At 64.9% G+C, this 2,753-nt stretch carries 4 protein-coding genes; all 4 read right to left on the reverse strand.

Going from position 1 to position 2,753, the window contains the following annotated elements; all coding sequences use genetic code 11:
* On the reverse strand, positions 1 to 494 hold a 494-nt coding region (locus VF662_RS15500; RefSeq protein ID WP_464142850.1), incomplete at its 3' end, for a response regulator.
* Positions 487 to 1,185 (reverse strand): phosphate signaling complex protein PhoU, encoded by a 699-nt coding sequence (gene phoU / locus VF662_RS15505; RefSeq protein WP_464142851.1) that lies wholly within the window; start codon positions 1,183 to 1,185, stop codon positions 487 to 489. The genes VF662_RS15500 and phoU, both read right to left, overlap by 8 nt.
* Positions 1,186 to 1,255: 70 nt before the next feature.
* Entirely contained in the window at positions 1,256 to 2,071 is an 816-nt protein-coding gene (gene pstB, locus VF662_RS15510; RefSeq protein ID WP_464142852.1) for a phosphate ABC transporter ATP-binding protein PstB, read from the reverse strand.
* Between the two features lie 4 nt (positions 2,072 to 2,075).
* A partial coding sequence (gene pstA, locus VF662_RS15515) for a phosphate ABC transporter permease PstA (RefSeq protein ID WP_464142853.1) occupies positions 2,076 to 2,753 on the reverse strand: 678 nt, incomplete at its 5' end.

The following is a 2,753-nucleotide window of genomic DNA, read 5'->3' on the forward strand; positions in this document are numbered from 1 at the left end:
CGGAGAAGGCGGAACTCGGTGGGGCCAAGTTGCACGGGCTCGCCGCCGCGTTTCACCTTGTGCGCGACGATGTCCATCTCGATGTCCGCATAGCTCAGCTGCTCCCCGGCGAGGGCCGGGCGGACGCGGCGGAGCACTGCGCCCACGCGCGCGACCAGCTCGCGGGGGGAGAAGGGCTTTGTGACGTAATCGTCCGCGCCGGTCTCGAGGCCGCGGACGCGGTCTGCCTCCTCGCCGCGCGCCGTGAGCATGATGATCGGTACGTTCGCGGTCTCCGCGCGGCGGCGGAGGCGGCGGCAGACTTCGATGCCCGAGATGCCCTCGATCATCCAGTCGAGCAACACGAGGTCGGGCGCGCTTTCGGATGCGAGCAGAAGCGCCTCCTCGCCATCCGGCGTGTGCTGGATGTCGAAATCCTCGCGCTTAAAATGATAGATGAGCAGCTCGGTCAGAGCCTTGTCGTCCTCGACGAGGAGGATCCGGCCCTTAGCCATGGGGGCGGGTCGGATCCTCGCCCCGGGTGCGCTCGGCGAGATGGCCCCCGGTGGCTGCAAAATAGACCATCTCGGCGACGTTGGTTGCGTGATCGCCGATCCGCTCGAGGTTCTTGGCGATGAAGAGCAGGTGCGTGGCCGGAGTGATGTTGTGCGTATCTTCCATCATGAAGGTGAGGAGGGTGCGGAAGATGCTGTTGTAGAAGTCGTCGAGGGCCCGGTCCCGCTCGCAGACCGCGACCGCCTTTTCGGGATCGCGCGCGGCGAAGGCGTCGAGCACGTTGTGAACCATCTCGCCGGCAATTCGGCCCATTTCCGGAAGGAGGGAAAGCGGCTCGATGTTCGGCGACTGCTCGATCACGTGGACGCGCTTGGCGATGTTCTTGGCATAATCGCCGATCCGCTCGACGACGCCGGCGATCTTCAATGCGGCGACCACGTCGCGAAGGTCGTCCGCCATGGGCGCGCGAAGGGCGATGATCTGCACCGCCTGCCGCTCAATCTCGGCTTCGAGGAGGTCGATCCTCTTGTCGGCCTCGACGACCTGGCGGGCGGCCTCCGTATCGCGGCGGACGAGCGCCTGCATCGACTGAGCGATCGCCTCCTCGGCGCGGCCGCCCATTTCCGCGATGAGGCCGCGGAGCTGGTCGAGGTCCTCGTCGAAAGCCTTCAGAGTATGTCCGGTCGCCATCTTAAATTCCTTCTGGTCGCATGATGGCCGAAAAACCGGTGCCCACTTTTTCTATCATGCTCCTGCCTCCTCAGCCGTACCGGCCGGTGATGTAATCCTTGGTGCGGGTCTCGCGCGGATTGGTGAAGATCTCGGACGTGTCGCCATATTCAATGAGGTGGCCGAGATGGAAGAAAGCGGTCTTCTGGCTGACGCGCGCCGCCTGCTGCATGTTGTGGGTGACGATCACGATCGCGTAGCGGCCGCGAAGCTCGTGGATCAGCTCCTCGATCTTGGCAGTCGCGATCGGATCGAGCGCGGAGGCCGGCTCGTCCATGAGGATGACTTCGGGATCCACAGCAATCGCGCGCGCGATGCAGAGCCGCTGCTGCTGGCCGCCCGAAAGCGCAGTGCCGCTGTCGGTGAGCCGGTCCTTGACCTCGTCCCAGAGGCCCGCCCGCTTCAGCGAGCGCTCGACCACCTCGTCGAGCTGCGCCTTGCCCGCCGCGAGGCCGTGGATGCGGGGCCCGTAGGCGACATTCTCGTAGATCGACTTCGGAAACGGGTTCGGCTTCTGGAACACCATACCGACGCGGGCACGGAGCTGAACGACGTCCATTCCAGAGGCGTAGATGTCCTCGCCGTCGAGCTCGATCGCGCCTTCGACGCGCGCGCTTGCGATCGTGTCGTTCATCCGGTTGAGGGTGCGTAGAAAGGTCGACTTGCCGCAGCCCGAAGGGCCGATGAAGGCGGTGACGTTCTCGCGGTCTACATCGATCGACACGTTGTCGATCGCCTTCTTCTGCCCGTAGAAGACGCTGACGCCGCGCGCCGACATCTTCGGTGCGGAGGTGGTGGCGCGCGCCTGCTGGTGGGCCGCGATGTCGTTCATGGTCGTATCGGTCATTGGTTCACCAGCGGCGTTCGAATTTGTTGCGCAGATAAATGGCGATTCCATTCATCGCGAGGAGGAAGACGAGGAGGACGATGATCGCGGCGGAGGTCTTCTCCACGAAACCGCGATTGACCTCGTCCGACCAGAGGAAGATCTGAACCGGAAGCACCGTTGCAGGCTCGGTTACGCCGCCGGGCGGGGAGGCGATGAAGGCGCGCATCCCGATCATCAGGAGCGGTGCAGTCTCGCCGAGCGCGCGGGCCATGCCGATGATCGTGCCGGTAAGGATGCCGGGAAGCGCCAGCGGAAGCACGTGGTGGAACACGACCTGCACGCGGCTCGCGCCGATGCCGAGCGCGGCGTCCCGGATCGAAGGCGGCACCGACTTGATCGCGTTGCGGCCGGCGATGACGATCACCGGCATCGTCATCAATGCGAGCGTCAGGCCGCCGACGAGGGGCGCGGAGCGGGGCAGGTGCATGACGTTCAGGAAGACGGCGAGGCCGAGCAGGCCGAAGATGATCGAGGGCACTGCGGCGAGGTTGTTGATCGACACCTCGATCATATCGGTCCAGCGGTTCCGCGGCGCATATTCCTCGAGATAGACGGCGGAGAGCACGCCGATCGGGAAGGCGAGTGCAAGGGTCACCAGCATCGTCAGAAGTGAACCCTTGAACGCGCCCCAGATGCCGAC

Source organism: Allosphingosinicella sp., from assembly GCF_036387215.1.
Taxonomy (GTDB): domain Bacteria; phylum Pseudomonadota; class Alphaproteobacteria; order Sphingomonadales; family Sphingomonadaceae; genus Allosphingosinicella.

What these genes read in the sequence shown, in the direction of transcription:
- phoU (WP_464142851.1), bottom strand. Translation starts at nt 1,185, where the DNA reads ATGGCGACCGGACATACTCTGAAGGCTTTCGACGAGGACCTCGACCAG.
- pstB (WP_464142852.1), bottom strand. Translation starts at nt 2,071, where the DNA reads ATGACCGATACGACCATGAACGACATCGCGGCCCACCAGCAGGCGCGC.